The following is a 26,998-nucleotide window of genomic DNA, read 5'->3' as shown; positions in this document are numbered from 1 at the left end:
ATTTGGACACCCCCCGGGTGACACCCGATCCACGGCTGTCCGTGCGACACGCCGAAATCCCGTCGGAATTCGCACGCCCGCACCAATGCCGGGCGACTCAGCGCCCGGCCCGACCTGCCGCGCTCACTGCTCAGTGCTCAGTGCTCAGTGCTCAGTGCTCAGGGCTCACTGCTTGGCGCGCAGCCTCGCCGCCTCGTACAGCACGATGCCCGCCGCCACCCCGGCGTTGAGCGACTCCGCCTCACCCGGCATCGGAATCCGCACCGTCAGATCACAGGTCTCCGCGACCAGGCGCGACAGGCCCTTGCCCTCGGAGCCGATCACGATCACGACCGGACCCGTCAGCGCCTCCAGGTCGCTCAGCTCGGACTCGCCGTCGGCGGCCAGGCCAACCACGAAACAGCCGGCCTTCTGGTACGCCTCCAGCGTCCGGGTCATGTTCGTCATCCGCGCCACCGGCACCCGTGCGGCCGCGCCGGACGAGGTCTTCCAGGCACCGGCCGTCATCCCGGCAGCGCGGCGCTCGGGGATGACCACTCCGGTCCCGCCGAAGGCCGCCACGGAACGGACGACGGCGCCCAGGTTCCGCGAGTCGGTGATCCCGTCCAGCGCCATGATCAGCGGGTAGTCGTGGTTGGCAGCCGCAGCGGCGAGCAGGTCGTCCGGGTGCGCGTACTCGTACGGCGGCACCTGAAGGATCAGGCCCTGGTGGTTGTGGCCCTCCGCCAGATTGTCCAGCTGCATCCGCGGGGCTTCCATCAGCGGGACGCCGCGCTCGTTGGCGAGGGTCAGCGCCTCGCGCACCCGCTCGTCGTTGTCGATGAACTGCTGGACGTAGAGCGCCGAGGCCGGCACGCCGCCCTCCAGCGCCTCCACGACGGAGTTCCGCCCGTACACCAGCTCCGAGCCGGCCTTGCCGCCGCGCCGGGCGCTGCCGCGCGACTTGTTGCCGGCCGCGGCGCGCTTGGTGGCGGCGTTGGCCATGCGGTTCTTCTTGTGTCCCTTGCGCTCCGACGCGGGCGGCGTCGGGCCCTTGCCCTCGAGTGCCTTCCGGCTGTGGCCACCGGTACCGACCGACGGGCCCTTCTTGGATCCGGGGTTGCGGCGGTTCCTGCGCTGGCTGTTGCCGGCCATCAGTTCTGTCCTGCTTCCATTCAAGCGATCAAGCGATCAACACGTACGTACGGAGGTCAAGGTCGAGCATTCAGCTTCAGAAGTCAGCTGAGAGTCCAGCGGGAACCGTCAGCCCGGTCCTCGATGGTGAGACCGGCCTGCGAGAGCCGGTCCCTGATGGCGTCGGAGGTCGCGTAGTCCTTGCGCTCCCGCGCGGCCTGCCGCTGCTCCAGTACCACCTTGACCAGGGCGTCCACCACACCGTGCAGGTCCTCGCCCTGCACCGGACCCGCCCACATGGCGTCCAGCGGGTCGAGACCCAACACACCGAGCATCGCACGGACCTCGGCCAGACGCGCTACCGCGTTCTCCTTGTCGTCCGCCGCGAGCGCCGCGTTCCCCTGCCGGACTGCGGTGTGGACGATCGCCAGCGCCTGCGGGACGCCGAAGTCGTCGTCCATCGCCTCGGCGAACGCCGGGGGCACCTGCGGCGCCGGCTCGACCAGCCCGTGCTGCTCGGTGACCCGCTGCGCGAAGCCCTCGATGCGGGCGAAACCGACCTCGGCCTCCCGCAGCGCCTCCTCGCTGTACTCAATCATCGAGCGGTAGTGCGGGGTGCCCAGGTAGTAGCGCAGCACGATCGGCCGCCACTTCTGCACCATCTCCGAGACCAGCACCGAGTTGCCGAGCGACTTGCTCATCTTCTCGCCGCTGAGCGTCACCCAGGCGTTGTGCACCCAGAACGAGGCGAAGTCGTCCCCGAACGCCTTGGACTGGGCGATCTCGTTCTCGTGGTGCGGGAAGATCAGATCGCGCCCGCCGCCGTGGATGTCGAAGGCGGGACCGAGGTACTTGTGCGCCATCGCGGAGCACTCCAGATGCCAGCCGGGACGGCCGCGCCCCCAGGGGGTCTCCCAACTGGGCTCACCGGGCTTGACGGACTTCCACATCGCGAAGTCGCGCTGGTCACGCTTGCCGGTCTCGCCCTCGCCCTCGGGCTGGCGCAGGTTCTCCAGCTCCTGGTGCGACAGGGCGAGGTAGTCCGGGTAGGAGGTGACGCTGAAGTAGACGTTGCCGTCGACCGCGTAGCCATTGCCGCGCGCGATCAGCTCCCGCATCATCTCGATCATCTCGGGGATGTGCCCGGTCGCCCTGGGCTCACCCGTGGGTGGCAGGCAGCCCAGGGCGGTGTAACCGTCGTTGAAGGCGCGCTCGTTGGCGTATCCGATCTGCCACCAGGGCCGACCGGTCTCCCGCGACTTCGCGATGATCTTGTCGTCGATGTCGGTGACGTTCCGCACGAAGGTGACGTCGTAGCCCCGGTAGGCGAACCAGCGACGCATGATGTCGAAGTTCAGCCCGGACCGGATGTGCCCGATGTGCGGGGCGGCCTGCACGGTCGCACCGCACAGGTAGATCGAGACACAGCCCGGCACGAGCGGGACGAAGTCGCGTACCTGGCTGGCGCTGGTGTCGTACAGGCGAATACTCACACCGTCAAGCGTAGTGGGAACGACGGGGTGCCCTGTGCCCATACGGCCACAGGGAAGGGATGCGTTCATGCCGCCGCAACGAACGGGGGCTCCGCGGCCCGCGAGTCGGGTCCCCGCCCGACCATCCTGAGCGGATCACCCGTACGACGTGAACCTGAATCCACGGCGCACGGCATCAGCCCTGGCAAGGCTGTTCCCATCCATCAGTCCAACGAGTGATGGTCCGTCAGTACAGCGTCGGCGTCGGCACGGTCGGCGTCGGCACCGTCGCCGTCAGCACCTTCGGCGTCAGTACACCAGCGCGGTCGCGATCGCGGCCAGCCCCTCCGCACGCCCGGTGAGCCCCAGCCCGTCGGTCGTCGTTCCGGAGACCGACACGGGTGCCCCCAGCGCCGCGGACAGCGCCGCCTGCGCCTCCTCGCGCCGCTTGCCGATCTTCGGCCTCACGCCCACGACCTGCACCGCGACATTGCCGATCTCGAAGCCCGCGGCCCGGACGATGCGCCCGGCCTCGGCCAGCAGCCGCACCCCAGGCGCACCGGACCACTCGGGCCGGTCGGTGCCGAAGTGGGCGCCCAGGTCGCCGACACCGGCGGCGGAGAACAGCGCGTCGCAGGCGGCGTGGGCGGCGACGTCGCCGTCGGAGTGCCCGGCCAGACCGTGCTCGTAGCCCTCCCAGCGAAGGCCGGCCACCCACAGCTCGCGCCCGGCCTCGAAGGCGTGCACGTCCGTGCCGACGCCGATACGGGGAAGCCGGATGCCCGCGGCCGGTTCGGACGCCGTTGCCTCAGCCTCCGTTGCCTCACGCCCCGTTGCCCGAGGCCCCGCTGCTTCAGCCCGCGCTGCCTCAGAACTGCTGTCAGAACTCATCGTTGGCCCTCCGCCTGGCGAGTACGGCCTCCGCGAGCAGCAGGTCAAGCGGACGGGTCACCTTGAAGGCCTCCTCATGTCCGGGCACGACCACGACCCGTCCGCCGAACTGCTCGACCAGTCCCGCGTCGTCCGTCGCGTCCACACCGTCGCTCAGCGCCTTGTCGTGGACCCGCTGCAGCACCTCCCGACGGAAGCCCTGCGGGGTCTGCACTGCCCGTAGCGTGGCCCGGTCGGGCGTGGCGACGACCGGCTCGGGACGCCCGGGCGCGGCGGGTTCGACCTGCTTGACGGTGTCGGCGAGCGGAACGGCCGGGACGACCGCCTCCGCCCCGTCCTCGACGGCGCGGACGACCGCGTCCACCACGTCCACGGGGACGAGCGGGCGCGCGGCGTCGTGCACCAGCACCACGTCGATGTCGTCGGGCACCACGTCCAGGCCCAGGCGTACCGACTCCTGCCGGGTGGCGCCGCCCGCGACGACCCGGACGTCCTTGCCCTCGAGCCCGGCTACTCCGTGGTCGTCCAGCAGCGAACGCACCTGGAGGACGCCGTCCACCGGGGCGACCACGACGACCAGCGTCACCGCGCGGGAGCGCGCCAGCGCGCGAACGGCGTGCACCAGCAGCGGCACGCCGCCGAGTTCACGCAGGGCTTTGGGGGCACCGGGGCCCAGTCGCTCGCCCCGGCCTGCGGCGGGGACCACTGCTGCGGCGTTCAGGTTTTGTTCCTTCGGCGAAGTGGGTATGGCCAAGTCGTGCCGGGCCAAGCGCCTTCCGTGGAGCGAGACCAGCTCGTCCCGGCACAGTCAGGCACGAACGGAAAGTCACAGTACCGGGACATGCCTCAGCGCCTGCCGTGGGGCGGCAGGCGCTGAGAACAACCGAGTTGAGACTGCGCTAGGAGGCGAGAACCTCGTCGAGCAGCGTTTCGGCCTTGTCCTCATTGGTGTTTTCAGCGAGTGCCAGCTCGCTGACCAGGATCTGCCGGGCCTTGGCCAGCATCCGCTTCTCACCAGCGGACAGCCCGCGCTCGCGCTCACGTCGCCAAAGGTCGCGCACAACCTCCGCGACCTTGATAACGTCACCCGAAGCAAGCTTCTCCAGGTTCGCCTTGTAGCGGCGGGACCAGTTGGTGGGCTCTTCGGTGTACGGTGCCCGCAGCACCTCGAAGACCCGGTCCAACCCATCCTGACCGACCACGTCGCGCACGCCTACGAACTCTGCGTTCTCCGCAGGCACGCGCAGCGTCAGGTCACCCTGCTGCACCTTCAGCACCAGGTAGGTCTTGTCCACACCTTTGATCTGGCGGATTTCGATAGCCTCGATCAGCGCGGCCCCGTGATGGGGGTAGACCACGGTGTCGCCAACCTTGAACGTCATGTGACAGGTACCCCTTCCGTGGCTTTCCAGAATAACACGGGTCTGGCCATATCCGAAGGGCGTTTTCGCAGGTCAGAGCCAGTCTCAGGGCTTGACAACCACCCCTACCGCGTGCTGCGACCCCAGTTCGAGGTGAGCTTCCCGCAGGTCGGAGCGCTTGCACACGAAGCGGTCACGTCTGGGAAACCCTGAATTGATCTTACGCGAAAGACGTAACCGAAGCGTTATATGATCTTCAATCGAGCGGATCCCGAACGGATCCGGAGCTTCCGGCGCGGGCGCGTCGGCGTGCTGGCCGGCGGGCGCGTCGGCGCTGGGACGATCGCGAGCCGATTGCGATGGGCAGGCGACACGGGGCCACCCCGTGTGGAGCGGATAAACGGGCTCGGTAACCTGATCGCGGCCAGCCCGCAAGAAACCCGTCCTGCCAGGACCCCGAACGTCCAAGGAGAAGCAACCGCCGTGAGCCGCAGTCTTCGTCGCGGCGCAGTCGCCGCCGTCATCATCGCGACCGCTCCCATCCTCGCCGCCTGCTCCGCGGGGGACAACGCGGCGAGCCTTCAGGTGAAGCCCGACAACGCCGCAACCTCGATCGGATCGACGCTGAAGCTCAACGGCATCGTGGTCGTCACCACCGCGATCGGCCAGGCCCCCGCCAACGTCACGGTGAACATCAGCAACACCGGAGACCAGGCGGACAACCTGGTCTCCGTCGCCGTGGGCAGCACCCAGGCCGTGCTGAGCGGCCCCGCGACGATCAACTCCGGCGGCTCGCTGCTGCTCAGCGGCCCGGGCCAGGTCTCGGCGACCGTCCCGACGCTGACCGCAATGCCGGGGCAGAACGCCAACGTGACCTTCACCTTCGCCAACGCCGGATCGGTCACGGTGCAGGCGCTGGTCAGCGCGGGCACGGGCATCTACGCCTCGTACGCACCGGTCGCACCCACGCCCAGCCCGAGCGCCTCCCCCTCTCTCGCGGCGACCGCTTCCGCGTCCGCCACGTCGAAGGCCACGAAGCCGGCGAAGAGCACGGCGAGCGCGACCCCCAGCGCCACCAAGACCCCCTGACGCGGTCAGAACGCCGATCGCCGCAGACACGGCTGCGCCCCGGAAGGATCACCTTCCGGGGCGCGGCCGTGCTGTGGCTTCCTTGAGCGGGAGTGTCGCTCCCCAGGCCGTAAGTTCACGGTGGCGGTCTACGGCTCGAACTTGTAGCCGAGGCCGCGGACGGTGACCAGGTAGCGCGGGGCCCCCGGGTCCGGCTCGATCTTGGCGCGCAGACGCTTCACGTGGACGTCGAGAGTCTTGGTGTCGCCGACGTAGTCGGCGCCCCAGACCCGGTCTATCAGCTGCATCCGGGTCAGCACCCGGCCGGCGTTGCGCAGCAGCATCTCGAGCAGGTCGAACTCCTTGAGCGGCAGGTCGACCTTGGCACCGTCCACGGTGACGACGTGCCGGTCGACGTCCATCCGCACCGGGCCGGCCTCCAGAGCGCCGGGGCCGCCGATGGTGGTCTCGGGCTCGCCGCGGCGGCGCAGCACCGCGCGGATGCGGGCGACCAGCTCGCGGGTGGAGTAGGGCTTGGTGACGTAGTCGTCAGCCCCTATCTCCAGGCCGACGACCTTGTCGATCTCGCTGTCCTTGGCCGTCACCATGATCACGGGGACGCTGGACTTGGCCCGCAGCTGGCGGCAGACCTCGGTGCCGGGGAGTCCGGGCAGCATCAGGTCCAGCAGGACCAGGTCGGCGCCATTGCGTTCGAACTGGTCGAGTGCGTCGGGGCCGGTGGCGGCGATGGCCACCTCAAAGCCCTCCTTGCGAAGCATGTAGGACAGGGCATCGCTGAAGGACTCTTCGTCCTCGACGACAAGCACACGGGTCACGGCTGGACCTCCGGGGCAGGCAGGGTGGCAGAAACAGGATCGGGGAGAGCGGCGTCGCCCTCGTCCGGGTCGTCGGGCTCGCGGGAGTCGGTTTCGTGGGAGTCGGTTTCGTGGGAGTCGGTTTCGCGGGTGTCGGTTTCGCGGGTGTCGGTTTCGTGGGGGGCAGAGTCGTCGGGGGCAGAGTCGTGGGAGTCGGGCCGGTCGGCGCCGGGCTCGTGCGAGTCGGGCTCGTCGACGAGCTCGTGGTCGGCGAACGGCGTGCGGTCGGCGATGGAGTCGCTGGAGCGGGGGGCGATGGGCAGTCGCAGGGTGAAGGTCGAGCCCTGGCCCTCGACGCTCCACACCGAGATCGTCCCGCCGTGGGAGGCCGCGACGTGCTTGACGATGGAGAGGCCGAGGCCGGTGCCGCCGGTGGCCCGCGAGCGTGCCGGGTCGACCCGGTAGAAGCGCTCGAAGATCCGCTCCCGGTCCTTCTCGGAGATGCCGGTGCCCTGGTCGGTGACCGATATCTCCACGGTCTCGACCTTGGCTCCGGGCACCTTGCGGGCCGCGATGGCGACGCGGGTGCGCGCGGGGCTGTAGTTGACCGCGTTCTCGACCAGGTTTCCGAGGGCGGCGGCGAGTTGCCCCCGGTTGCCGTGCAGGTTGAGTCCGGCGATCCCGCCGGCCGCCATGGTGATCTGTTTGGCGGCCGCCTGGTGACGACATCGGTCCATGGCCTCGGCGACCAGTTCGTCCACCGCGACCGGCTCGGGGTCGACCAGGCGCTCGTCGTCCTGAACCCGCGAGAGCTCGATGATCTCCTGGACCAGGCTGGTGAGCCGGGTGGCCTCGATGAGCATCCGGCCGGCGAAGCGGCGGACCGCCTCGGGGTCGTCGCTGGCGTCCTGGACCGCCTCGGAGAGCAGCGAGAGAGCCCCCACCGGGGTCTTCAGCTCGTGCGAGACGTTCGCCACGAAGTCGCGGCGGACGGCCTCGATCCGCCGGGCCTCGGTCAGGTCCTCGACCAGGACCAGGACCAGCCGGGAGCCGAGCGGGGCGACCCGGACGGACACGGCGAGGCCCTCGCCGCTGCCGGCCTTGGCACCTGCGCGCTTGGGAATGTCCAGGTCAGCCTGGCGTATCTCGCCGTCGCGGCGGGTCAGCCGGGCCATGGCCAGCATCTCGTCCACGGCGATGGCGCCGCCCCGGACCAGGCCGAGGGCGTACGCTGCGGAGCTCGCCTTGATGACCTGGTCACTGTCGTCCAGCACCACCGCGCAGGAGCGCAGCACCGACAGCACGGTGTCGACGCCCGGCGGAAGCTCGGGCTCCGGTTGCTGCTCGATCTTCTTGACGGCCTTGTTCCTGTCCTTCTCGCTCCAGCGGAAGGAAAGCGCGGCGGTGAGGCCGACTCCGAGCCCGACAAGCGCGCTCGCTGCGGCCTCAGCCACGTTCACGTCCATGCGTTCAGCGTAAGCGCACGGTGGTGACCTGCTGTAACCCCTGGACAAGGGCATCAGCCCCAGGTCGCCGAGAATTCACCTTGGCGTCGGGAGTGGTTCACTCCTGCTGAGGTACAGGTACGTCCGGACAGCGCAAGCTGTGGATGTACATCCAGACAGGTCTGCCAGGAGGACGGGACGATGCGCGACGCGTACCACGAGGAACTCGATTCGATCGGCGACGGCCTGGTCGAGATGGCCCGGCTGGTCGGGTCAGCGATCGGGCGGGCGACCACGGCGCTGCTCGACGCTGACCTTGCCCTCGCCGAGAGCGTCATCGCAGCCGACGAGAAGGTCGACGCACTGCACCATGACCTGGAGAACCGGGCGATAGCCCTGCTGGCCAGACAGCAGCCGGTCGCCACTGACCTGCGCATCGTGGTGACATCGCTGCGGATGAGCGCCGACCTGGAGCGCTCGGGCGACCTCGCCCGGCACATCGCCAAGCTGGCCCGGCTGCGCTACCCCGAGTCGGCCGTCCCGGCGGACCTTCACCCGATCGTGCTGGAGATGGGGCAGCTGGCACAGCGCCTGGTCGCCAAGGCCGGTCTGGTGATCTCGTCCAAGGACGTGGACGCCGCGCTGGAGCTGGAGCGGGACGACGACGAGATCGACGAGCTGCACCGCCAGCTCTTCTCGCACCTGCTGGACGACCGCTGGCAGCACGGCATCGAGACGGCCGTGGACGTGACGCTCTGCGGTCGCTACTACGAGCGCTTCGCGGACCACGCGGTGTCGGTGGCGAAGCGGGTGGTCTTCCTGGTCACCGGCGAGCACGCGGACGACTTCGTACCGGAGACCGACCGCTAGGTCCGGACCTGCGGACAGACCATGGGACACATGGCATCAGGCGCTCGTCAGGGGCGCGCGGGCGGGCGTACGGGGTGACCCCGTACGCCCGTTGACGCTGCGTACACGGGTGGCTTCACTGGGTTGTAGGCACGACTGCCTGAAGGAGGGTCCACGTCATGACTCAGACTCCGACTCCACCCGCCCCGCCGAAGGCCCAGCCGACCGACCGCACCCCACAGTCCGCCCTGCGCATTCCGCTGCCGCTGGTGGCCGCCTGCGGCTGCGGCTCGGGCTGCGGCTGCGGCTGCCAGTCGGGCGGCGCCTGCCAGTGCGGCGGAGGATGTTGCCACTAGCCGTACGTACACCGGTACATACCGGGAAGGGCCGGGCTCGCGTACGAGAGCCCGGCCCTTCCCCTGTGTCACCTATTACTGCTGCTGCCGCTGCTGTTACTTCTTGCCCTGGTTCTTCACGGCCTCGATCGCGGTGGCCGCGGCCGCCGGGTCGAGGTAGCGGCCACCCTTGGTGATCGGCTTGAAGTCGGCGTCCAGCTCGTAGAGGAGCGGGATGCCGGTGGGGATGTTGAGACCGGCGATGTCCTCGTCGGAGATGCCGTCAAGGTGCTTGACCAGAGCGCGCAGCGAATTGCCGTGCGCCGTCACCAGGACGGTGCGCCCGTCGACGAGGTCCGGCACGATCGCGTCGTACCAGTAGGGCAGCATCCGGTCGACGACGTCCTTGAGGCACTCGGTCTGCGGCCGGACGTCGGCGGGGAGCTGGGCGTAGCGGGGGTCGTCCGCCTGCGAGTACTCGGCGTCGGCGGCGAGCACGGGCGGCGGGGTGTCGTACGAGCGGCGCCAGAGCATGAACTGCTCCTCGCCGAACTCGGCCAGGGTCTGGGCCTTGTCCTTGCCCTGGAGCGCACCGTAGTGACGCTCGTTCAGGCGCCAGGAGCGGCGCACCGGGATCCAGTGACGGTCGGCCCGGTCGAGGGCGATCTGGGCGGTGCGGATCGCGCGACGCAGCAGAGAGGTGTGCAGAACGTCGGGAAGGATGCCCTCGGCGGTGAGGAGCTCGCCGCCGCGCACGGCCTCCTTCTCACCCTTCTCGTTCAGGTCGACGTCGACCCAGCCGGTGAACAGGTTCTTCTCGTTCCACTGGCTCTCGCCGTGGCGGAGCAGGACAAGACGGTACGGAGCTTCAGCCATGGTGGGAAGCCTAGTCGAGAGGGCGACGCGTCGATGTGGGAGGTAAACCACTGGCGGTCGCCATCGCCGGGTGAGTAATCTCTGGACCGCCATAGAGGCACTTACACCTGCCGCTCGGGAGCCCCTCTCCATGCCTGCTCTGCTGCCTGCATCGCCGCTGCACCGACTCAGAACGGCGACGCAGGAGACAGTGGGCGGGCTGCCGTCCGCCTTCTGGTGGCTGTGGACCAGCACACTGGTGAACCGGCTCGGCGGCTTCGTCGTCACCTTCCTCGCCCTCTATCTGACGGTCGGCCGCGGTTTCAGCCCCGCCTTCGCCGGCCTGGTCGCCTCGCTGTACGGGCTGGGCGACAGCGTCGCCGCCGTCGCCGGCGGGGTGCTCGCGGACCGGGTGGGTCGGCGGCCGACCCTGCTGGTGGCGCAGTCGAGCACGGCGGCGACGACGCTGGTGCTCGGCCTGGTCCACCCGGCGTGGGCCATCGCCGTGACGGCCGGCGTCCTCGGGCTCACCAGCAACGCCTCCCGGCCTGCCGTCTCCGCGATCATGGCGGACGTGGTCCCGGCACGGGACCGGGTCCGGGCCTTCTCGCTCAACTACTGGGCCATCAACATCGGCTTCGCCTTCTCGGCCGCCGTCGCCGGACTCATCGCCGCCCACGGCTTCCTACTGCTGTTCGTCGGCGACGCGGCGACGACGCTGCTGTGCGCACTCGTGGTGTTCGCCCGGGTGCCCGAGACCCGACCCGAGACCCGACCTGAGACCGCGCACAGAGCGGCGGCCGACCAACCGCCCACGCCCGGGGTCGGCCTGGGTTCGGTGCTGCGCGACCCCGTGTTCATGGCACTCGTCGGGCTGACCTTCCTGCTCGCCCTCGTGGACAACCAGGGCAGCATGGCGCTGCCCATCGTGATGGGCCGTGCCGGGTACTCCCCCACGGACTACGGCCTGGTCGTCAGCCTCAACGGGCTGCTGATCGTACTGCTGCAGATCCCGCTGACCCGCCTGGTCGAAGGCCGCAGCCGGGCGGCGATGCTCTGCCTCGCCTCCCTGCTCACCGGCTGCGGATTCGGCCTGACCGCCTTCGCGGGCGCTGCCTGGTTCTACGCCCTCACCGTGACGGTGTGGACAGCCGGGGAGATGCTGCGCACCCCTGCGGGCGTGTCGCTGGTCGCCGAGCTCTCGCCGGTGCACGCCCGCGGCCGCTACCAGGGCGTCTACTCACTGGCCTGGTCCGCTGCCTCGTTCCTCGGCCCGCTGACGGCTGGATTCCTGCTCACCGCCGCAGGCGGCGACGGGGTCTGGCTGACCTGCACCCTGCTCGGCGCGGTCACCGCCGCAGGCTCCGTCCGGCTGCTTCGCGGCCGGGAGAAGGCGGCCGCCCGGGCCCGTGCCGGGGCCATCGATAATCCGCGTGCCGTGTCCACTGTCTCCTCGTAGGGTGCCCGGTATGGCGACTGAGGACAGGGCGGGAACCGAGACCGTGACGACCACATCCGGGCAGCCGGGCACCGACGGAATCACGATCCGGGTGATCGAGGAGTCCGAACTCGGCGAATGGGGGAAGGCGCTGTCCAGCGGCTTCATGCGGCCCAAGGGCGACGGAGAAGTGGAGTTCCGCAGGGAGCAGTTCACACCCGGCCGCTCGCTCGGCGCCTTCGACGGCGCGCGCTGCGTCGGTACCTTCCGCAGCACCGAGCGGGAGTTGACCGTCCCCGGCGGCGCGACCCTGGTCACCGACGCCATCACCAACGTCGCCGTCTCCGCGACCCACCGCCGGCGCGGCCTGCTCACCCGGATGATGACCCAGGACCTGGCCGCCGCCTCGGAGCGCGGAGACAGCCTCGCGATCCTGATCGCCGCCGAGTACCGGATCTACGGCCGCTACGGCTTCGGCCCCGCCACCGGGCACAAGGGCTACACCATCGACAAACTCCGCGCGGGCGATGTACGCGTCCCGGCCGAGGCGGAGGGGGGCAGCTTCGAACTGCTGACCATGGAGGAGCAGGGGAAGCTCGGCCCCGAACTGCACGACCGCTTCCGCCGTACCCAGCCGGGCGCGATCGACCGACGCACCGTCAACTGGCGCTTCCTCACCGGCGAACTGCGGCAACCGGGTGCCGACTGGACGGAACCGCTGGTCGTCCTCTACCGCGATCCGGCGGGCCGACCCGCCGGGATGCTCGCGTACACGATCACCGACGAGTGGCCCAACTTCGTCACCAAGTCCGCGCTGAAGGTCCGCGACCACTTCGCGGTGGACCGCGCCGCCGCGGCCGCGTTGTGGCGCTACGCGCTCAATGTGGACTGGATTGACCGTGTCGAGATCAGCAACATCGCCCCCGACGACCCGCTGCCGCTGCTCCTCGACGATCCGCGCGCCTGCGTGGACGGCGGCGACAGCAGCGACGACTTCATGTGGGTGCGGGTCCTGGACCCGGCGACGGCGTTCGGCGCCCGTAGTTATGCCGCGGCGGGGCGGGTGGTGCTGCAGGTGAGCGACCGGCTCGGCTACGCGGACGGGCGCTGGGCGATCGAGGCTGCGGAGGACGGGACAGGGCGTTGCGAGCGCGTCGGTGAGGGTTCCGCCGCAGGCTCCGCTTCGGGCGCTGCCTCGGTCTCTGCCTCGGGGTCCGGTGAGGCGGCCGACCTCGCTCTGGACGTGAGCACGCTGGGGACGCTGTACCTGGGCAATCAGTCCGTGGCCCGGCTGCACGCCGCCGGACTCGTCACCGAGCTGCGCCCGGGCGGTGTCGCGCGGGCCGGGGCCCTGCTGCACACCGACTTCCGGCCGTGGTGCCCGGACGTTTTCTGACGGTCCACCAGTCCGGCCGGCAGCCGTCAGGAGCGCCGGCCGGGCTTCCCGCCTGCGGTCTTACCGACTGCGGCCTTACCGACTGCGGCCTTACCGACTGCGGTCTTACCGACTGCGGTCTTACCGATCGTCGGGAGCACGAACTCCTGGATCATGTCGGTCGCATCGCGCACCAGCGGGCGGAACACCCGGTAGCGCGAGAGCGCGACGATCTTGGCGACGAACGGAGCGCAGCGCTTGACGAAGGCGCGGGTGCGCTCCGTGTCCTCAGTGCGGTCAAAGACCCAGTAGAGGACGACGACCATCAGGTGCAGCCAGAGCAGGTCCGGCAGCAGCTCGTCCAGCTCGGCGTCGAGCTTCGGGCCCAACTCCGAGCCGTCCAGCACCTCGCGGAAGATCTGGACGGCGGTGGCCCGGGCGGGATGGGACTCGTTGGAGAACGGGCTGAGCGCGCTGTTCGGGTCCGCCGCCGTACGGAAGAACTGTGCGGCGAACTCGTGGTACGGCGCCGCGCAGTCCACCCAGGAGTCCAGCGCGATCTGCAATCGCTCCGCGAAGTCGGTCTTTCCTGCCATCCGCGCCCGAGCCTCGGTCGCGTGCTCGTGGGTCATCCGGTCGTAGAACCCCTGAATCAGGAATTCTTTGCCTTCGTAGTAGTAGTAGGCGTTTCCGACCGAGACACCCGCTTCGCTCGCGATCGCCCGCATGGTCGTCTTGTCGTAGCCGCGCTCCTGGAAGAGCCGCATCGCGGTCTCCAGGATCAGCGCCCGGGTCTGCTCGCTCTTGGCCTTCTTCGGCCGGGGCGGCGGCTCGGGCGCGGGGGTCTCGGGCGCGGGGGTCTCGGTCTCCGGCACTGCGTCGTTCACCCTCAAGAGGCTAGTCGGACTGCGGAGTGCAGTGTCCCTCGCAGGGCTCGGAGGCGGTCCTCGTGCGGGGCGGCTGCCAGACCGCTCCGTCACTGCTCCAGCCCCAGGGCGGGGTGGAGGGGCTTCCCGGCCGACCGACCGACCCCTGTGCGGTCGGTCGGCCGGGAGCAGTGGGCGCCGTGGACCCGGCGGGCGCGGTGGGCAGCCTCGGCACCAGGGGGTGCCTGGATCCCTGAGGCTGCGGCCTCGGCCCCGACCGGGCCGCGGATGCCTTGGACGCCTCCCGCCACTTGGCCGCGGTAAGCACCATGCCCCGGGCGAGCTGGGCCCCGCTCGGTGTGCTGAACCGGTGCGCCATCGCCCGGTAGCCGTGGAGTGCCCAGAGGCACACCACCCAGGCAGCCGACCCCTCGTACAGCTGGCCGGCGTCCCCGACGACCGTGATCTCCCGGAGCGTGCGGGCGTGATCGAGCGCCGGGAAGCGCTGCTGCGCCTGAGGCGATCCGGCCGGGACGAAGTCCAGCGGCACCAGCTGCCACTGGCGTTCCAGCCAGCCGCGGACATGCCGGCAGAGCGGGCAGCCCTGGTCGTAGAGGACCGTCAGTCGCCGGACCGGGGCGTCGCTGGGGCCCCGGTCGTCAGTCGTCGCGGTCATGGCTCAGGCCTGGTGCGGCGCGAGCGTGGTCCAGCCCTGCGGCGGGACCGGCGGGCGCTGCTCGTTGTCCATCAGGCCGCGCCGACGGATCCGGTTGAGGACGTAGACGTTGCAGAGGTGCAGCACCCCGAGGACCAGCAGCACCGTGCCGACCTTGTAGGAGAGCGCGGTGAAGACGCCCGGGGTGGTGGTGACGTTGGTGTCTCCGCCGCGCAGCCAGAGCGCCACGAAGCCCAGGTTGACCAGGTAGAAGCCGACCACGAGCAGGTGGTTGACGGCGTCGGCGAGCTTCTCGTTGCCGTGGAAGACGTCGGCCAGGAAGACGTGCCCGCTGCGGCTGAGCGTGCGGGCCACCCAGACCGTGAGCCCGATGCTCAGTGCCAGGTAGACGACGTAGGTGACGACCGTGAGGTCCATGTTCCGCCCCTTGGGGAGTTATTTGAACGCGTTCAAATCTTGCGTTGGTCAGGACTGTAGACCTGTTTTTGAACATGTTCAAGTCCGATTTTCGGCAGCACTCGGCGCACGCTTGGCGGCGCGCACTGGGCCGGGTCCGGGCCGGATCTGGGCCGGATCCCGGCCGGGTCTGGGCCGGGCGGAGAACTACCGAACGCCGTCCAGCCGGTCACGGCTGCGCTCCAGGAAGGCGCGCTCGGCGGCGTTCCCGGTGCGGGTGATCGCCGCCTGGTACGCCTGGGCCGCCTCGGCGGCGCGATCGAGGCGGCGGAGCAGGTCGGCCCGGATGGCGTGGAACGGGTGGTAACCGTCGAGGGCCGGGGCGAGGGCGTCGACGAGGGCGAGCGCCGGACCCGGACCGTCGACCTCGGCCACCGCGACCGCGCGGTTGAGGGCGACGACCGGGCTCGGGGTGAGGGCCAGGAGCTGGTCGTAGAGCTGCAGGATCTGCCGCCAGTCCGTGTCGGCGGCAGTCGGTGCGTCGCTGTGGACGGCGCTGATCGCCGCCTGGATCTGATACGGACCGGGCTGGTCGCGCCGGAGGCATCGCCGCACGATGGCTTGGCCCTCGATGATGAGACGGCGATCCCAGAGGTCGCGGTCCTGGTCGGCCAGCAGCACAAGGTCGCCACCCGGGGTGGTACGGGCGGCCCGACGCGACTCGACCAGCAGCATCAGCGCGAGCAGCCCCATGGCCTCCGGTTCGTCGGGCATGAGCTCGGCGAGGAGCCGGCCGAGGCGGACGGCCTCGGCGCAGAGGTCCTCGCGGACCAGCCGGTCGCCCGAACTCGCCGTGTAGCCCTCGTTGAAGATGAGGTAGACGACGGCCAGCACGGCCCGGACCCGGTCCGGGAGGTCCGCCTCGGCGGGGACCCGGTAGGGGATCCCCGCATCGCGGATCTTGGCCTTGGCGCGAACCAGCCGCTGCGCCATGGTCGGTTCGGGCACCAGGAACGCGTGGGCGATCTCTGTGGTGGTGAGCCCTCCCAGGAGCCGGAGAGTCAGCGCGACCTGGACGCTCGTGGCGAGCGCGGGGTGGCAGCAGGTGAAGATCAGGCGGAGCCGGTCGTCGCGCACGGCACCCTCCTCGGCCCGTTCGTCGCCTTCATCGCGTTCGCCGCGTTCGCCGCGTTCGCCGCCTTGGTGCAGCAGGGCGGCCTGGGCGTACCGGTCCTGGCGGGACGCCTCTCGTCGGAGACGGTCGATCGCCCGGTTGCGGGCGGTGGTGATGATCCAACCCGCCGGGCTCGGTGGCAGTCCGGCGGACGGCCACCGAGCCACCGCCGTGGTGAAGGCGTCCTGCACCGCCTCCTCGGCGACGTCGATGTCCCCGAAGACGCGGACCAGAACGGCCACCGCGCGACCGTACTCCGCACGGAACACGCGCTCGATATCCGCGTGGAGCACAGTCGTCACCTCGGGCCTGCCTCGGGCATCAGTCCTCGGCTTCGCCCTGGAACGGCCGCACTTCGATGGGGAGGGTGGTTGCCAGGCTGGCCTTGCGGCCCCAGGCGAGCGCTGCGTCGAGATCGGGCGCCTTGATGATCAGGAATCCGCCCATGTGCTCCTTCCCCTCGGCGTAGGGGCCGTCGGTGATGAGCACGTCGCCGTTCCTTGGCCGGAGCACGGTCGCGGTGTCGGCCGGATGCAGCCCCCCGGCGAAGACCCAGGCGCCCGCGGCCTTGATCTCCTCGTGCAGGACGTCGAGGTCCGCCATCACCTTCGCCAGGACCTCGGGCGGCGGAGTTCCCCCGTCGGGCTGGTACACGGTGAGCAGATACTGCTTCATTGTGAGTACCTCTTCGGCTCCAGTTGGTACAGGTACGGAGTGGTGCTGCTCAGGAGGACGAATCCGAGCCGCTGCAGGATCGGGCGGCTCTGGTCGGACGCGTCCACCTGCAGATAGTGGTAGCCGCGCTCGTCCGCGATACCCGCCCGGAAGGCGATCAGGGACCGGTAGATGCCCCGGCCGCGCCAGGCAGGCACGGTGCCCCCGCCCCAGAGGCTGGCGAACTCGGTCCCCTGGTGCAACTCCATCCGCGCCGCGCACACCGGTAGGTCGCCGGCCATCGCGACGACCGCGACGACCCGGTCCGGTCCCCCGGCGAGTTGGGCGAGCAGGCGCCGCCTGATCCTGGACGGCCCCGTCCCGAATGCCTGCTCGTGCACGTCCGCGACGAGATCCACGCCTGCCGTGTCGGTCACGAGCCGAAGGCTGATCCCTTCGGGGAGCCTGACGTCGGTGGCGAGGTCCCGCACCGGCGCGACCATCAGTGCCTCCTCGGGCTCGGGCAGGAACCCCGCAGCCAGCAGCCGCCCTCCGAGGTCGACGGGTTGGTCATGGGCGTAGAGCTTCCACTCGAACTCTCGTCCCAGCGCGGTGAAGTGACGCACCTGCTCGGTGATCGCCGGGGTCGCGGTCTGCCGGTCCAGGTCCGACCAGACGACGCCGTTCCAGCCGCCCTCGGCGTCGACCTGCCGCACCACGTCGCCGACTCGCTCGACCAGGGCCCCGGGACCGTCGGGCCGCGCGTCCCGCCGCATCTGCTCGTCGAACGCCGCCAGCACGTGATGTTTGTCCATGCGCCCACTCCAGCATCGGACCGGCGGACCCGGCAAATCGGTTTACCCGTCCGCGCGCACCATCTGACCAGGCCGGATCTGCCCGCGCGGACCGGGCGATCGGTCACTCCGGCTGGTATGTCGCGATGACGACCCCGGTGCCGGTGGAGAGGCTGTCGACGAGTCTCAGCCGAGCCGCCGGCGCTCCATCCGGGAACAGCCGCCGCCCGGAACCGAGGACCAGCGGATGGATGAGCAGCACATACTCGTCCACGAGCCCGCGGCGCGCCAGCGACTGCGCCAGTTCCCCGCTGCCGATCACCGCGAGATCCGGCCCCGGCCGGCGCTTGAGCTCGGCCACGGCATCTGCGGCGTCACCGTGGAGCAGCGTCGAGTTCTGCCATGGGAGCGGCTCGGTGAGCGTCGTCGACGCGACGTACTTCTGGACGCCGTCCAGGAACTCGGTGAAGGGGTTGTCCGTCCGGTTCGGCCATACGGCGAAGAAGTCCTCGTACGTCCGCCTCCCGAACAGCATCGCGCCGGTCTGGGCCATGCCCTGGCCCATCGCCTTGGCCTTGATCTCGTCCTCGTACGGCAGCGCCCAGCCGCCGTGCTCGAACCCGCCGCGGACGTCCTCGTCGGCACGGCCCGGCGCCTGCATCACACCGTCCAGCGTCACGTTGGTGGTCACGACTACCTTGCGCATGGAGGGTCCTCCGTGAGTGTGGAGGCGGCCCAGTGCCGGCCTCTCACCCCCTATACGAACGGCGCACGGGCAAATCGACCGCGACGCGAGCGCGCCGGCCGGCGAATTCCGCCGGCCGGCGCGCTCCGGTCGGGCGCGGGGAGCGCAGCCGTCAGACGACTCCGCTGTCCGCGATGGTGATCTTGGCCTTGGTCTTCCCGCTCGAGGTGCCGTAGCCCTCGATCTTCGTGACCAGGTCCATGCTCTCCTTGCCGTCGACCTCCCCGAACACGACGTGCTTGCCGTCCAGCCACGACGTCACCACAGTGGTGATGAAGAACTGGGAGCCGTTGGAGTTCGGTCCGCTGTTGGCCATCGAGAGCAGGCCCGGCTTGCTGTGCGTGAGCTTGAAGTTCTCGTCGGGGAACTTCTCTCCGTAGATGCTCTTGCCGCCGGTGCCGTTGCCCCTGGTGAAGTCGCCGCCCTGCAGCATGAAGGCGGGAATGACCCGGTGGAAGGACGAACCCTTGAAGCCGAAGCCCTTCTCGCCGGTCGCCAGCGCACGGAAGTTCTCCGCCGTCTTGGGAACCACGTCGTCGAACAGGTTGAAGGTGATCCGCCCGGCGGGCTCGTCGTTGATGGTGATGTCGAAGTAGACCTTGATCGTCATACCACCATCCTGGCATCCCTCGGCCCCGGATGAGACTTTCCGTACGTCTCGTGTCGCCCTTGTCCTGGCGCAGGCGGGTCGGGGCAGGTCGGGGCACGGCAGGGCAGGGCCGTCCGGATCAGTTCGCGGCGATCTCGCGGACCTCGGCGGTGATGGTCCAGTGCTCCGGGTGGGCCTGGAGGAACCGGTTGGTCCACTCAAGGGCCTCGGCCTTGTCCTTGGCCTGGAGGATGGCGTAGCCGCCGATGACTTCCTTGCTCTCGGTGAAGGGGCCGTCGGTGTAGCTGACCTTGCCGTCGGACCAGGTGGCCCGGGTGCCCTCGGAGGTCGGGGTGAGCCCGGCCGTGTCCAGCATCACCCCGGCCTTGGTGATCTCTTCCAGCAGTGCGCCCATGCGCTGCGCGAACTCAGGGCCGGGGTCCTCGGCGGGAAGGTTCTGCTCGTCCATGCGGATCATCGTCAGGTAACGCGGCATGGTGACTCCTCGGTCGGGAGGGCTGGGGCTTTCCCTGCCTCTCACCCCTTGCGTCGAACAGGAGACGGCCGGATCGACACCCCTTCCAGGATTCTTCTGGGATTCCTCCGGAGCAGCCACCGGAGCGCTCCGCGCAGCCGGTCCTGGGTCACACGGGGGCCCTGGGTCACGTAGAGCCTGGGTCACACTTGCAAGCAGCGTGCTTGCAAAAGTTAGCACCGTGGGTGCACAGTAGGGGCATGGCCTCACTGAACGTCGGCTCGCTCGGCGAGTACATCCGTGAGCAGCGAAGGCACGCGCAGTATTCACTGCGTCAGTTGGCCGACGCCGCCGGGGTGTCGAACCCGTACCTCAGCCAGATCGAGCGCGGGTTGCGCAAGCCGAGCGCGGAGATTCTGCAGCAGATCGCCAAGGCGCTGCGGATCTCGGCGGAGACGCTGTACGTGCAGGCGGGGATCCTCGACGAGCGCGAGGAGGACGGTCTGGAGCTCCGGGCCGCCATCTTCGCGGACTCGCTGATCAACGAGCGGCAGAAACAGGTGCTGCTCGCCGTCTACGACTCCTTCCTCAAGGAGAACGCGAATGCGGACTCGGAGGAGAAGGAGCCGGAGACCAGTGCCGGCAGGACCCAGGTAGATCCCGACTAGGGGAGGAACTCCCATGCCCATCACCGATGATCTCCGCAAGACCCTCTCGGACCCCACGCCGCTGTACGCCCTCGCCGGCGCCGGTGACCTCGCGGTGGAGAAGCTGCGCGAGGTGCCCGAGAAGGCTGCCACCCTTGCCGGCACCGACCGCAAGGTCGTGCAGGAGCGGGCCACGGCCCGCCTGCAGGAGGCCCAGACCAGGCTGACCGAGGCTCAGGCCAAGGTCAACGAGACCGTGTCCAGCCTGCCGAGCGACTTCAAGTCGCTTCAGGAGAAGGCCCAGGACTTCGCCCTGCAGTCGGTCGGCCGGGCCGCCGAACTCGCCGTCAAGGCGCGCGAGATGTACGACGAGCTGGCCGAGCGCGGCAAGGTCGTCGTGGACCGTCAGCGCAAGGACACGGCGGACGAGCTTGTGGAGATCGCCGCCAAGGCCGAGTCGAAGGCCGACGCCTTCGCGGCCGAGGTCGACCAGATCGCCGAGCAGGCCGCGACCAAGGTCACCGACGCCGCCGCGGCGGTCGAGCCGGAGGCGCCCGCGAAGCCCGCGGCGAAGCGCACCACGCCGCGGAAGCCCGCTCCGAAGGCCTGATCACTTGGGCAGGAGTGTGAAAGAAGAAGGAACGCGCCGGGGCACCCTCGGCGCGTTCCCTTCGTTCTCATGCCGGGGACAGCCCCGTGGGACGATGAATACCTGAATCCGGCAGGACTGTGCAGGGCCGAGGAGACGTGATAATCGTGCAGCTGGCTGCGAGCGGCATCCTGGTGGACGGGTTCAGTTCCGTCCTGTCGTGGCTGATGATCGCCTTGCTGGTGTTCAAGGTCTTCGCCTTCGTCGACGCGGCGATCAGGCGCGAGGACGCCTTCCGGGCCGTCGACAAGCAGACGAAGCCCTTCTGGCTGATCATTCTGGGTCTGGTGGTGGCCGTGAGCTTCGTGCCCGTGGGCGGCCTGTTCCTGAACCTGATCGGGCTGATCGCGGCGATCGTCTACGTCGTGGACGTGCGTCCCAAGGTCAGGGCCGTCACGCCGCCGCGCGGGGGCAGGAACAAGAAGGACGACCGCAATCACATGGGCCCGTACGGGCCCTGGTGACCGCCCTCCCGGACCTCGCACCCGGACCTCTCGCGCGGACCTCGCGCGCGCCGGACGGTTGAGACCGGCCGGGACCCGCCTGAAGGGGTCGGCCGCAGGTCACAGCAGCGCGGTTGCCCCGCGCGTCAGGAGCAGGACGGCGACGTCGTCGGCGAGCGCGCCGCCGTTGAGGTCCTCGACCTCGGACATGGCCGTGTCGATGAGGAGCTCGTCCCGCAGGCCGCTCTCCTGGTGGTCGCCGATCATCGCGATCAGCCCCTCCTGGCCCAGGCGGCGCGTGCCAGCGCCTATCCGGCCCTCGATCAGGCCGTCGGTGTAGAGCATCAGGCTCCACGCCTCGCCCAGCCGGACCTTGCGCGGCGGCCACTGCTCCTCCCCCGCCTCGCCCTCCATCGGCAGCAGTCCCAGCGCGGGGCCGCCGAAGTCGTACGGCAGCAGTTCGGGCTCGCAGCCCTCGTGCAGCAGCAGCGGGGCAGGGTGACCGGCGAGGTGCAGCTCGGCGTACTCACTGTCAGGTTCGATGGCCAGCATGCACAGCGTCGCGAAGATCTCCTCGCTGCGGCGCTCGTGCTCCAGGACGCGCTGGAGCGTACCGAGCAGGGCTTCGCCGTGGAGGCCCGCGAAGACCAGGGTGCGCCAGGCGATCCGCAGGGCCACCCCGAGCGCGGCCTCGTCCGGGCCGTGGCCGCAGACGTCGCCGATGACGACATGGACCACGCCGTCCGCCGTGCGGACGGCGTCGTAGAAGTCGCCGCCGAGGAGTGCTCGGCGGCGACCCGGACGATAGCGGGCGTGGAAGGCCAGCCCTGACCCGTCGAGCAGCGGGGTGGGCAGCAGGTGCCGCTGTAGGCGGGCGTTCTCCTGGCCTCTCAGCTCTGCCTCCACAAGGCGTCGCTGCGACTCGTCGGCTCTCTTGCGTTCGACGGCGTAGCGGACGGCGCGGGTCAGCAGCCGGCCGTCGATCTCGTGCTTGACCAGGAAGTCCTGCGCGCCGGCGGCCACGGCCGCGGCGCCCAGGTGCACGTCGGCGGTGCCGGTGACGGCGAGCACGGCGGTGCGGGGCGCGCGCCGGAGCAGCCTGCGCAGGCCGTCCAGACCGCCGCCGTCCGGGAGTTCGAGGTCGAGCAGGATGCAGGCGGTGTCGGCGTTGAGCATCGCCGCGGCCTCGTCCAGGCTGCGGGCCCAGCGCAACTGCACCTCGGCGCCGACCTCGGCCAGGAGGTTGCGGAACACCTCGGCGTCCTGCGGATCGTCGTCGATCAGGAGGACCGACAGCGGGGCCGCCGGAGCGACCTGGGCGAGGAAGGACACCACGGGCGCGACGGGTGCGGTGGCCGGGCGCGGGCGCGGTATGGGCGCAGCACTGGGCCTGCTCTGCTGCGGGTCGTGCGCGCGTTCGGTCGCGGGCATCAGCGGTACCTCCCTCTCCCCGGCTGTGCAACGGTTGGGCGGCGGTTGCAGTGCCCATCAGACACCATGATCCTGCGCCGTCCTCGTGACCCTAACGTGATCTCCACAACGCCTCCGCACAGCCGGTCACCCCGATGGCGGGCCGACCCGGAATGTCCGTCGCCTGTGAAGTGGCGGCTGAGGTCGGCCGACGCCGGGCGCCGGGGCGGCAGCCCGGGCGATAGCGTGCGAACTACGGAAAGGAGGGCGTGATGGAGATCACGCTGATTCAGGGTGATATCACCGAGCAGTGGGTGGACGCGGTCGTCAACGCAGCCAACTCGTCTCTGCTCGGCGGCGGCGGCGTCGACGGTGCGATTCATCGCAAGGGCGGCCCTGAGGTCCTGGCCGCGTGCCGGGCGCTGCGGGCTTCGCACTACGGCAAGGGGCTGGCCACGGGTCAGGCCGTGGCCACCACCGCGGGGAACCTGCCCGCGACGTGGGTGATCCACATGGTCGGGCCCGTCTACTCGGCCGGCGCTCCGGAGCGGGCGGCACTGCTGGCCTCCTGCTACCGGGAATCGCTGCGCGTCGCGGACGAGTTGGGCGTGCGGACGCTGGCGCTGCCGGCGGTCTCGGCCGGGATCTACGGCTGGCCGCTGCGCGACGCCGCACGCATCGCCCTCGGCACCGTTCGGGACACTCCGAGCGGCCTCTCCGAGGCGCGGTTCGTCCTTTTCGGGCCGGAGACCTACGAGGTCTTCGAGGCCGTGCGCCGGGAGTGGGGGGAGGGGTTGGGGCATGGGTCCATGGTGGACTGAAGTGACGTCAACACGCCACGAGTATTCGATAACTCGTTCGAGTGAAAGTGGTTCGTATCGCTTGCTAGTCCGGCCGGACGACACCGAGGATGGGCATCGAGCCGGCCGCTGACAGTTCCACCCGGGCGCCGGGGTGCGGCGCTTGGATGATCGCGCCGTCGCCGACGTAGAGCGCGACATGGCTGGCGTCGTGGAAGTAGATGATCAGATCCCCGGGGCGAAGCTGCGAGACGGGGACGTGCGGGAGCTGGGCCCACTGCTCTTCGGAGGTCCGGGGGATCGCTATCCCTGCGGCCTGCCAGGAGCGCATGGTGAGCCCGGAGCAGTCGAAGCTGTCCGGCCCGGTTCCGCCCCAGGTGTACGGACGGCCGATCTGCGCGGTGGCGTAGGCGATGGCGACACTGCTGAGCGAGGTGCCCGAGCGGGAGAGCTCCGCGGGCGAGAGAGTCGAACGCCACTTCATCTGCGCGGCATAGGAGTCGGCTGTCTGAAGCTGCTGCAGCTGAGTGAGTTCGGCCGCCTGCAGTCCGGCGAGCAGCGCCTTCGCCGAGGCCAGCCTCGACTGGATGGCCCGCACGTCGGCTGCCGCGGCGGCCTGGTCGGCGGCGAGGGACTGGAGGTAGCCGGTGGCCTCGGCTCCGTACTGGGAGAGCTGGGTTTCGGTGGTCTGCAACTCGGTCGAGAGCTGGCCTGCGGAAGCCGTCGCCCGGTCGATCAGGGGGATGTTGGCGAGATAGCCCTGCGGGTCGGAGGAGAGGAGGAGTTGGACACTCGGCGGGAGCCCCCCGCCCCGGTAGGCCGCCGCGGCGACCTGGCCGATCAGCGCCTTCAGTGCGGTGACCTTGTCCTGGGCGGCGACGATCGCCTTGGCGATGGCGACGACCTGCTGAACCTGAGTGGTGACCGCTTGGTTCGCGGTGTCATACGCCGCCGTGGCCGACTCCGCCTGCTGGTAGAGCGTGGCCAACTGCCGTTCCACCTGGGCCACCCGGGACGGGGACGGGGATGCGGCGGACGATGTGGCGGGCGAGAGGGCGGGCGCGGCGGCGGGCGAGCCGGCGGCGGGGGTTCCGTAGGCGGCGGGAGTCACGGCCAGGGCGCAGACGGTCAGGGCGAGCGTTCCCAGGCGACGCTTGCGAGACATGGCACACCTCCATATCTGACGGACAGTCAGGAATGTTGGATGGTGCCATGCGACAGAAGAAAGGGACAGGGCTATGACAGAGGCGCAGGCAGGGACGGCGAGGAGCGGTCTCCTAGGCGGGCGCGACCGCGTCCCAACGCACCGTCAGTTCACCTTGGCGCCAGCGGCGCGGGCCGTCGAGGATGGGCCAGTCGGCGGCGACCGTGCGCGCCATGGCGATCCAGCGCTGCCGTACGCCGAAGTCCGCGTACGGGGCGGCGGCCGCCCAGGCACGGTCCAGGTCGCGCAGGAAGGCGTGCACCGGCTCACCCGGCACGTTGCGGTGGATCAGCGCCTTGGGCAGTCGTTCTGCCAGGTCGGAGGGCCGGTCCAGGTCCGCCAGCCGGGCGGCGAAGGTCACCGTGCGCGCGCCGCCCCGGTCGAGTGCCACCCAGACATGACGGCGGCCGATCTCGTCACAGGTGCCCTCCACCAGCATGCCGTCAGGCGCGAGCCGACCGCGGAGCAGCGCCCAGGCGTCCGCCACCTGCGCCTCGTCGTACTGACGCAGTACGTTGGCAGCGCGGATGAGCAGGGCGTCCGTGCCGCCGGTACGGCCGGGAGCGCTCATGCCGTTCAGGGGGACCTCGAAGCCACCCCGGCGGAAGGTCAGCTCGGGGGGTCGGGCGTACTCCTGGGCGACGGCCACCCGCTCCGGCTCGATCTCGATACCGACGACGCGTACGTCGGCGCGCACCGCGGCCAACCGCCGGCGCAGTTCCACGGCCGTCCAGGGGGCGGCGCCGTACCCGAGGTCGACGGCGATCGGCGGTGCGTCCGCGCGGCGCAGGGCCGGGGCCAGCTCCGCCGCGATCCAGCGGTCCATCCGCCGCAGCCGGTTGGGATTGGTGGTGCCCCGGGTCACCGCGCCGACCGGCCGAGCAGTCCGGACCCCCGTGCGTACACCCATACGAGGCAGCGTACGCGGAGCTCCGCGCACACACAGACCAGGTCATATGGCACCAGGACACAACAGAAGGAGACAATGCGCCGTTGGGGAATCGCTGCGGTCTGGTTTCTGTTGCTGACTGTGTTGACGGGTCGCCGAGCGGCCGGAGCTGGAACGAGAGGACGAGCGGTGACCCAGCGCCCTGCCCGCGTGGCGATGCTGAGCGTGCACACCTCCCCACTGCACCAGCCCGGTACGGGCGACGCGGGTGGAATGAACGTCTACATCGTGGAACTCTCCAAACGCCTCGCCGATCTCGGCGTCGAAGTGGAGATATTCACCCGCGCCACCGCGTCGGAGCTGCCGCCGACCGTCGAGCTCGCGCCCGGCGTCCTGGTCCGCCATGTCACGGCCGGACCGTACGAGGGCCTGGTCAAGGAGGACCTCCCGGCCCAGCTCTGCGCCTTCACCCACGGCGTGCTGCGGGCCGAAGCCGGGTACCGGCCCGGGTACTACGACCTGGTTCACTCGCACTACTGGCTGTCCGGGCAGGTCGGCTGGCTCGCGGCGGACCGCTGGGGTGTGCCGCTGGTGCACACCATGCACACCATGGCGAAGGTCAAGAACGCCGCCCTTGCGGCGGGCGACACTCCCGAGCCCCTCGCCCGGGTCATCGGCGAGACCCAGGTGGTCGGCGCCGCCGACCGGCTGATAGCCAACACGTCGGAAGAGGCCGACGCGCTGGCCCTGCACTACGGCGCACGTCCGGACCAGCTCTCCGTCGTCCACCCCGGCGTCAATCTGGAGGTCTTCCGGCCGGCCAGCGCGACGCCCACCGGCACCGTCGGGGACGCCGTGGACCATAGGTCGGAGCACACCGAGCGTGCGGCCGTCCGCGCCCGACTCGGGCTCCCCCTCGACGCGACCGTGCTGCTCTTCGCCGGTCGGATTCAACCCCTCAAGGCTCCTGACGTGCTTCTTCGCGCCGTTGCCGAACTGCTGCGGAACGATCCCCCGCTACGCGAGCGCCTGGTCGTGCCGATCGTCGGCGGCCCCAGCGGCAGTGGTCTCGCCCGGCCCGAGAGCCTGCACAAGCTCGCCGCACAACTCGGCATCTCCGACGTGGTCCGCTTCCACCCGCCAGTGGGGCAGGTAGAACTCGCCGACTGGTACCGGGCCGCCACAGCGCTGGTGATGCCGTCCTACAGCGAATCTTTCGGCCTGGTGGCACTAGAGGCCCAGGCCTGCGGGACTCCGGTCGTCGCCGCAGCGGTCGGCGGCCTGCCGGTGGCGGTGCGGGACGGCGAGACCGGCTTTCTGGTGGACGGCCACGACCCCCGCGACTGGGCCCGTACGCTGCGGCGCCTGGTCGACGCCCCCGAGCTCGCCGCCCGGATGGGCGTGGCGGCGGCCCGCCACGCCGCCGGCTTCGGCTGGGCCAGCGCCGCCACCGAGACCGTGAAGGTGTACGACCAGGCGCAGGGATCGGGACCGGGATCGGTTCAGGGACAGGGGCAGGGACAGGGGCAGGACCAGGAGCAGGGTGAGGCCCGGACCGCGCGGTAACGTC

Annotated in this window: 28 protein-coding genes and 2 pseudogenes; 10 read left to right on the top strand and 20 right to left on the bottom strand. The window is 70.2% G+C overall.

The features are described from left to right. Window positions 1-165: 165 nt before the first annotated feature. From rlmB to ABIA33_RS04220, 5 genes are all read right to left on the bottom strand, one after another. The gene (gene rlmB / locus ABIA33_RS04240; RefSeq protein ID WP_370077056.1) at window positions 166-1,134 is read right to left on the bottom strand and encodes a 23S rRNA (guanosine(2251)-2'-O)-methyltransferase RlmB; all 969 of its coding nucleotides are present in this window, start codon (window positions 1,132-1,134) and stop codon (window positions 166-168) included. An 83-nt stretch (window positions 1,135-1,217) separates the two neighbouring features. After that, window positions 1,218-2,606, bottom strand: coding sequence for a cysteine--tRNA ligase (gene cysS / locus ABIA33_RS04235; protein ID WP_370077054.1), 1,389 nt, complete (start codon window positions 2,604-2,606; stop codon window positions 1,218-1,220). A gap of 288 nt (window positions 2,607-2,894) precedes the next feature. After that, window positions 2,895-3,476 carry a 2-C-methyl-D-erythritol 2,4-cyclodiphosphate synthase gene (gene ispF, locus ABIA33_RS04230; protein WP_370077052.1) on the bottom strand — a complete coding sequence of 194 codons (582 nt, stop codon included), beginning with the start codon at window positions 3,474-3,476 and terminating at the stop codon, window positions 2,895-2,897. Continuing rightward, entirely contained in the window at window positions 3,466-4,230 is a 765-nt protein-coding gene (gene ispD / locus ABIA33_RS04225; RefSeq protein WP_370077754.1) for a 2-C-methyl-D-erythritol 4-phosphate cytidylyltransferase, read from the bottom strand. The genes ispF and ispD overlap by 11 nt, the downstream gene beginning before the upstream one ends. A gap of 145 nt (window positions 4,231-4,375) precedes the next feature. Further along, window positions 4,376-4,858, bottom strand: coding sequence for a CarD family transcriptional regulator (locus ABIA33_RS04220; protein WP_030255707.1), 483 nt, complete (start codon window positions 4,856-4,858; stop codon window positions 4,376-4,378). 462 nt (window positions 4,859-5,320) lie between these two features. On the opposite strand from ABIA33_RS04220, the gene ABIA33_RS04215 reads away from it, so the two are divergent. Beyond that, complete coding sequence (locus ABIA33_RS04215; RefSeq protein WP_370077050.1) at window positions 5,321-5,926, top strand: DUF461 domain-containing protein; 606 nt, start codon at window positions 5,321-5,323, stop codon at window positions 5,924-5,926. Between the two features lie 128 nt (window positions 5,927-6,054). On the opposite strand, the gene ABIA33_RS04210 is transcribed toward ABIA33_RS04215, so the two are convergent. Next, the gene (locus ABIA33_RS04210) at window positions 6,055-6,741 is read right to left on the bottom strand and encodes a response regulator (RefSeq protein WP_370077048.1); all 687 of its coding nucleotides are present in this window, start codon (window positions 6,739-6,741) and stop codon (window positions 6,055-6,057) included. Between ABIA33_RS04210 and ABIA33_RS04205 the strand changes: the two genes are divergently transcribed. Beyond that, window positions 6,701-7,054 carry a pentapeptide repeat-containing protein gene (locus ABIA33_RS04205; protein WP_370077752.1) on the top strand — a complete coding sequence of 118 codons (354 nt, stop codon included), beginning with the start codon at window positions 6,701-6,703 and terminating at the stop codon, window positions 7,052-7,054. The genes ABIA33_RS04210 and ABIA33_RS04205 overlap by 41 nt on opposite strands. Here the strand turns inward: ABIA33_RS04205 and ABIA33_RS04200 are convergent. Further along, a pseudogene (locus ABIA33_RS04200) lies at window positions 7,031-8,186 on the bottom strand (sensor histidine kinase); the annotation flags it as partial. The gene ABIA33_RS04205 and the pseudogene ABIA33_RS04200 overlap by 24 nt on opposite strands. Before the next feature lie 180 nt (window positions 8,187-8,366). Between ABIA33_RS04200 and phoU the strand changes: the two are divergent. Next, a complete protein-coding gene (phoU, locus tag ABIA33_RS04195) occupies window positions 8,367-9,035 on the top strand; it encodes a phosphate signaling complex protein PhoU (protein WP_370077046.1) in 669 nt (222 codons plus the stop codon). A gap of 431 nt (window positions 9,036-9,466) precedes the next feature. Here phoU and ABIA33_RS04190 read toward each other — a convergent pair whose 3' ends face one another. Further along, entirely contained in the window at window positions 9,467-10,225 is a 759-nt protein-coding gene (locus ABIA33_RS04190) for a phosphoglyceromutase (RefSeq protein WP_370077044.1), read from the bottom strand. A 130-nt stretch (window positions 10,226-10,355) separates the two neighbouring features. Between ABIA33_RS04190 and ABIA33_RS04185 the strand changes: the two genes are divergently transcribed. Next, the gene (locus ABIA33_RS04185) at window positions 10,356-11,663 is read left to right on the top strand and encodes an MDR family MFS transporter (protein ID WP_370077043.1); all 1,308 of its coding nucleotides are present in this window, start codon (window positions 10,356-10,358) and stop codon (window positions 11,661-11,663) included. Between the two features lie 10 nt (window positions 11,664-11,673). Then, a complete protein-coding gene (locus tag ABIA33_RS04180; RefSeq protein WP_370077041.1) occupies window positions 11,674-13,038 on the top strand; it encodes a GNAT family N-acetyltransferase in 1,365 nt (454 codons plus the stop codon). A gap of 26 nt (window positions 13,039-13,064) precedes the next feature. On the opposite strand, the gene ABIA33_RS04175 is transcribed toward ABIA33_RS04180, so the two are convergent. From ABIA33_RS04175 to ABIA33_RS04135, 9 genes and pseudogenes are all read right to left on the bottom strand, one after another. After that, window positions 13,065-13,904 carry a TetR family transcriptional regulator gene (locus ABIA33_RS04175; protein ID WP_370077039.1) on the bottom strand — a complete coding sequence of 280 codons (840 nt, stop codon included), beginning with the start codon at window positions 13,902-13,904 and terminating at the stop codon, window positions 13,065-13,067. A gap of 265 nt (window positions 13,905-14,169) precedes the next feature. Next, window positions 14,170-14,559: pseudogene (locus ABIA33_RS04170) on the bottom strand (thiol-disulfide oxidoreductase DCC family protein); the annotation flags it as partial. A gap of 3 nt (window positions 14,560-14,562) precedes the next feature. Further along, on the bottom strand, window positions 14,563-14,976 hold the full coding sequence (locus tag ABIA33_RS04165; RefSeq protein WP_370077037.1) for a hypothetical protein: 414 nt from the start codon (window positions 14,974-14,976) through the stop codon (window positions 14,563-14,565). Between the two features lie 186 nt (window positions 14,977-15,162). Beyond that, entirely contained in the window at window positions 15,163-16,431 is a 1,269-nt protein-coding gene (locus ABIA33_RS04160) for an RNA polymerase sigma factor (protein ID WP_370077035.1), read from the bottom strand. A 19-nt stretch (window positions 16,432-16,450) separates the two neighbouring features. Then, entirely contained in the window at window positions 16,451-16,804 is a 354-nt protein-coding gene (locus tag ABIA33_RS04155; RefSeq protein WP_370077033.1) for a YciI family protein, read from the bottom strand. After that, on the bottom strand, window positions 16,801-17,598 hold the full coding sequence (locus ABIA33_RS04150; protein ID WP_370077031.1) for a GNAT family N-acetyltransferase: 798 nt from the start codon (window positions 17,596-17,598) through the stop codon (window positions 16,801-16,803). Before ABIA33_RS04150 ends, ABIA33_RS04155 begins: the two co-directional genes overlap by 4 nt. Window positions 17,599-17,701: 103 nt before the next feature. Then, a complete protein-coding gene (locus ABIA33_RS04145; protein ID WP_370077029.1) occupies window positions 17,702-18,283 on the bottom strand; it encodes a dihydrofolate reductase family protein in 582 nt (193 codons plus the stop codon). Between the two features lie 151 nt (window positions 18,284-18,434). After that, a complete protein-coding gene (locus ABIA33_RS04140; RefSeq protein ID WP_370077027.1) occupies window positions 18,435-18,932 on the bottom strand; it encodes a peptidylprolyl isomerase in 498 nt (165 codons plus the stop codon). A gap of 118 nt (window positions 18,933-19,050) precedes the next feature. Then, the gene (locus ABIA33_RS04135) at window positions 19,051-19,407 is read right to left on the bottom strand and encodes a YciI family protein (RefSeq protein WP_370077025.1); all 357 of its coding nucleotides are present in this window, start codon (window positions 19,405-19,407) and stop codon (window positions 19,051-19,053) included. Window positions 19,408-19,646: 239 nt separating this feature from the next. On the opposite strand from ABIA33_RS04135, the gene ABIA33_RS04130 reads away from it, so the two are divergent. From ABIA33_RS04130 to ABIA33_RS04120, 3 genes are all read left to right on the top strand, one after another. After that, window positions 19,647-20,054 (top strand): helix-turn-helix domain-containing protein, encoded by a 408-nt coding sequence (locus tag ABIA33_RS04130; RefSeq protein ID WP_370077023.1) that lies wholly within the window; start codon window positions 19,647-19,649, stop codon window positions 20,052-20,054. A gap of 13 nt (window positions 20,055-20,067) precedes the next feature. Next, window positions 20,068-20,643 carry a hypothetical protein gene (locus ABIA33_RS04125; protein ID WP_370077021.1) on the top strand — a complete coding sequence of 192 codons (576 nt, stop codon included), beginning with the start codon at window positions 20,068-20,070 and terminating at the stop codon, window positions 20,641-20,643. A gap of 167 nt (window positions 20,644-20,810) precedes the next feature. Further along, the gene (locus ABIA33_RS04120) at window positions 20,811-21,146 is read left to right on the top strand and encodes a DUF2516 family protein (RefSeq protein WP_370077751.1); all 336 of its coding nucleotides are present in this window, start codon (window positions 20,811-20,813) and stop codon (window positions 21,144-21,146) included. A gap of 99 nt (window positions 21,147-21,245) precedes the next feature. Here ABIA33_RS04120 and ABIA33_RS04115 read toward each other — a convergent pair whose 3' ends face one another. Then, a complete protein-coding gene (locus tag ABIA33_RS04115; protein ID WP_370077019.1) occupies window positions 21,246-22,556 on the bottom strand; it encodes a PP2C family protein-serine/threonine phosphatase in 1,311 nt (436 codons plus the stop codon). Between the two features lie 248 nt (window positions 22,557-22,804). Here ABIA33_RS04115 and ABIA33_RS04110 point away from each other — a divergent pair, with 248 nt between their 5' ends. Beyond that, the gene (locus ABIA33_RS04110; protein ID WP_370077017.1) at window positions 22,805-23,356 is read left to right on the top strand and encodes an O-acetyl-ADP-ribose deacetylase; all 552 of its coding nucleotides are present in this window, start codon (window positions 22,805-22,807) and stop codon (window positions 23,354-23,356) included. Window positions 23,357-23,420: 64 nt separating this feature from the next. On the opposite strand, the gene ABIA33_RS04105 is transcribed toward ABIA33_RS04110, so the two are convergent. Both ABIA33_RS04105 and ABIA33_RS04100 read right to left on the bottom strand, forming a co-directional pair. Then, the gene (locus ABIA33_RS04105; RefSeq protein WP_370077015.1) at window positions 23,421-24,500 is read right to left on the bottom strand and encodes a C40 family peptidase; all 1,080 of its coding nucleotides are present in this window, start codon (window positions 24,498-24,500) and stop codon (window positions 23,421-23,423) included. A gap of 112 nt (window positions 24,501-24,612) precedes the next feature. After that, window positions 24,613-25,449 (bottom strand): class I SAM-dependent methyltransferase, encoded by an 837-nt coding sequence (locus ABIA33_RS04100; protein WP_370077013.1) that lies wholly within the window; start codon window positions 25,447-25,449, stop codon window positions 24,613-24,615. Between the two features lie 75 nt (window positions 25,450-25,524). Between ABIA33_RS04100 and mshA the strand changes: the two genes are divergently transcribed. Then, on the top strand, window positions 25,525-26,994 hold the full coding sequence (gene mshA / locus ABIA33_RS04095) for a D-inositol-3-phosphate glycosyltransferase (RefSeq protein ID WP_370077011.1): 1,470 nt from the start codon (window positions 25,525-25,527) through the stop codon (window positions 26,992-26,994). Window positions 26,995-26,998 lie beyond the last annotated feature (4 nt).

It is taken from the genome of Streptacidiphilus sp. MAP12-16 (genome assembly GCF_041262165.1).
Lineage (GTDB): Bacteria > Actinomycetota > Actinomycetes > Streptomycetales > Streptomycetaceae > Streptacidiphilus.
The sequence above is the reverse complement of the archived record's forward strand: the minus strand, read 5'-3'. Positions and strand labels throughout refer to the sequence as shown.

Coding starts and splice junctions, on each gene's coding strand:
- ABIA33_RS04150 (WP_370077031.1), bottom strand. CDS start 17,598: ATGGACAAACATCACGTGCTGGCGGCGTTCGACGAGCAGATGCGGCGG.
- ABIA33_RS04145 (WP_370077029.1), bottom strand. CDS start 18,283: ATGCGCAAGGTAGTCGTGACCACCAACGTGACGCTGGACGGTGTGATG.
- mshA (WP_370077011.1), top strand. CDS start 25,525: ATGCGCCGTTGGGGAATCGCTGCGGTCTGGTTTCTGTTGCTGACTGTG.
- ABIA33_RS04165 (WP_370077037.1), bottom strand. CDS start 14,976: ATGGACCTCACGGTCGTCACCTACGTCGTCTACCTGGCACTGAGCATC.
- ABIA33_RS04180 (WP_370077041.1), top strand. CDS start 11,674: ATGGCGACTGAGGACAGGGCGGGAACCGAGACCGTGACGACCACATCC.
- rlmB (WP_370077056.1), bottom strand. CDS start 1,134: ATGGCCGGCAACAGCCAGCGCAGGAACCGCCGCAACCCCGGATCCAAG.
- ABIA33_RS04220 (WP_030255707.1), bottom strand. CDS start 4,858: ATGACGTTCAAGGTTGGCGACACCGTGGTCTACCCCCATCACGGGGCC.
- ABIA33_RS04135 (WP_370077025.1), bottom strand. CDS start 19,407: ATGCCGCGTTACCTGACGATGATCCGCATGGACGAGCAGAACCTTCCC.
- ABIA33_RS04100 (WP_370077013.1), bottom strand. CDS start 25,449: ATGGGTGTACGCACGGGGGTCCGGACTGCTCGGCCGGTCGGCGCGGTG.
- ABIA33_RS04115 (WP_370077019.1), bottom strand. CDS start 22,556: ATGCCCGCGACCGAACGCGCGCACGACCCGCAGCAGAGCAGGCCCAGT.
- ABIA33_RS04185 (WP_370077043.1), top strand. CDS start 10,356: ATGCCTGCTCTGCTGCCTGCATCGCCGCTGCACCGACTCAGAACGGCG.
- ABIA33_RS04125 (WP_370077021.1), top strand. CDS start 20,068: ATGCCCATCACCGATGATCTCCGCAAGACCCTCTCGGACCCCACGCCG.
- phoU (WP_370077046.1), top strand. CDS start 8,367: ATGCGCGACGCGTACCACGAGGAACTCGATTCGATCGGCGACGGCCTG.
- ispF (WP_370077052.1), bottom strand. CDS start 3,476: ATGAGTTCTGACAGCAGTTCTGAGGCAGCGCGGGCTGAAGCAGCGGGG.
- ABIA33_RS04130 (WP_370077023.1), top strand. CDS start 19,647: ATGGCCTCACTGAACGTCGGCTCGCTCGGCGAGTACATCCGTGAGCAG.
- ABIA33_RS04140 (WP_370077027.1), bottom strand. CDS start 18,932: ATGACGATCAAGGTCTACTTCGACATCACCATCAACGACGAGCCCGCC.
- ABIA33_RS04190 (WP_370077044.1), bottom strand. CDS start 10,225: ATGGCTGAAGCTCCGTACCGTCTTGTCCTGCTCCGCCACGGCGAGAGC.
- ABIA33_RS04155 (WP_370077033.1), bottom strand. CDS start 16,804: ATGAAGCAGTATCTGCTCACCGTGTACCAGCCCGACGGGGGAACTCCG.
- ABIA33_RS04105 (WP_370077015.1), bottom strand. CDS start 24,500: ATGTCTCGCAAGCGTCGCCTGGGAACGCTCGCCCTGACCGTCTGCGCC.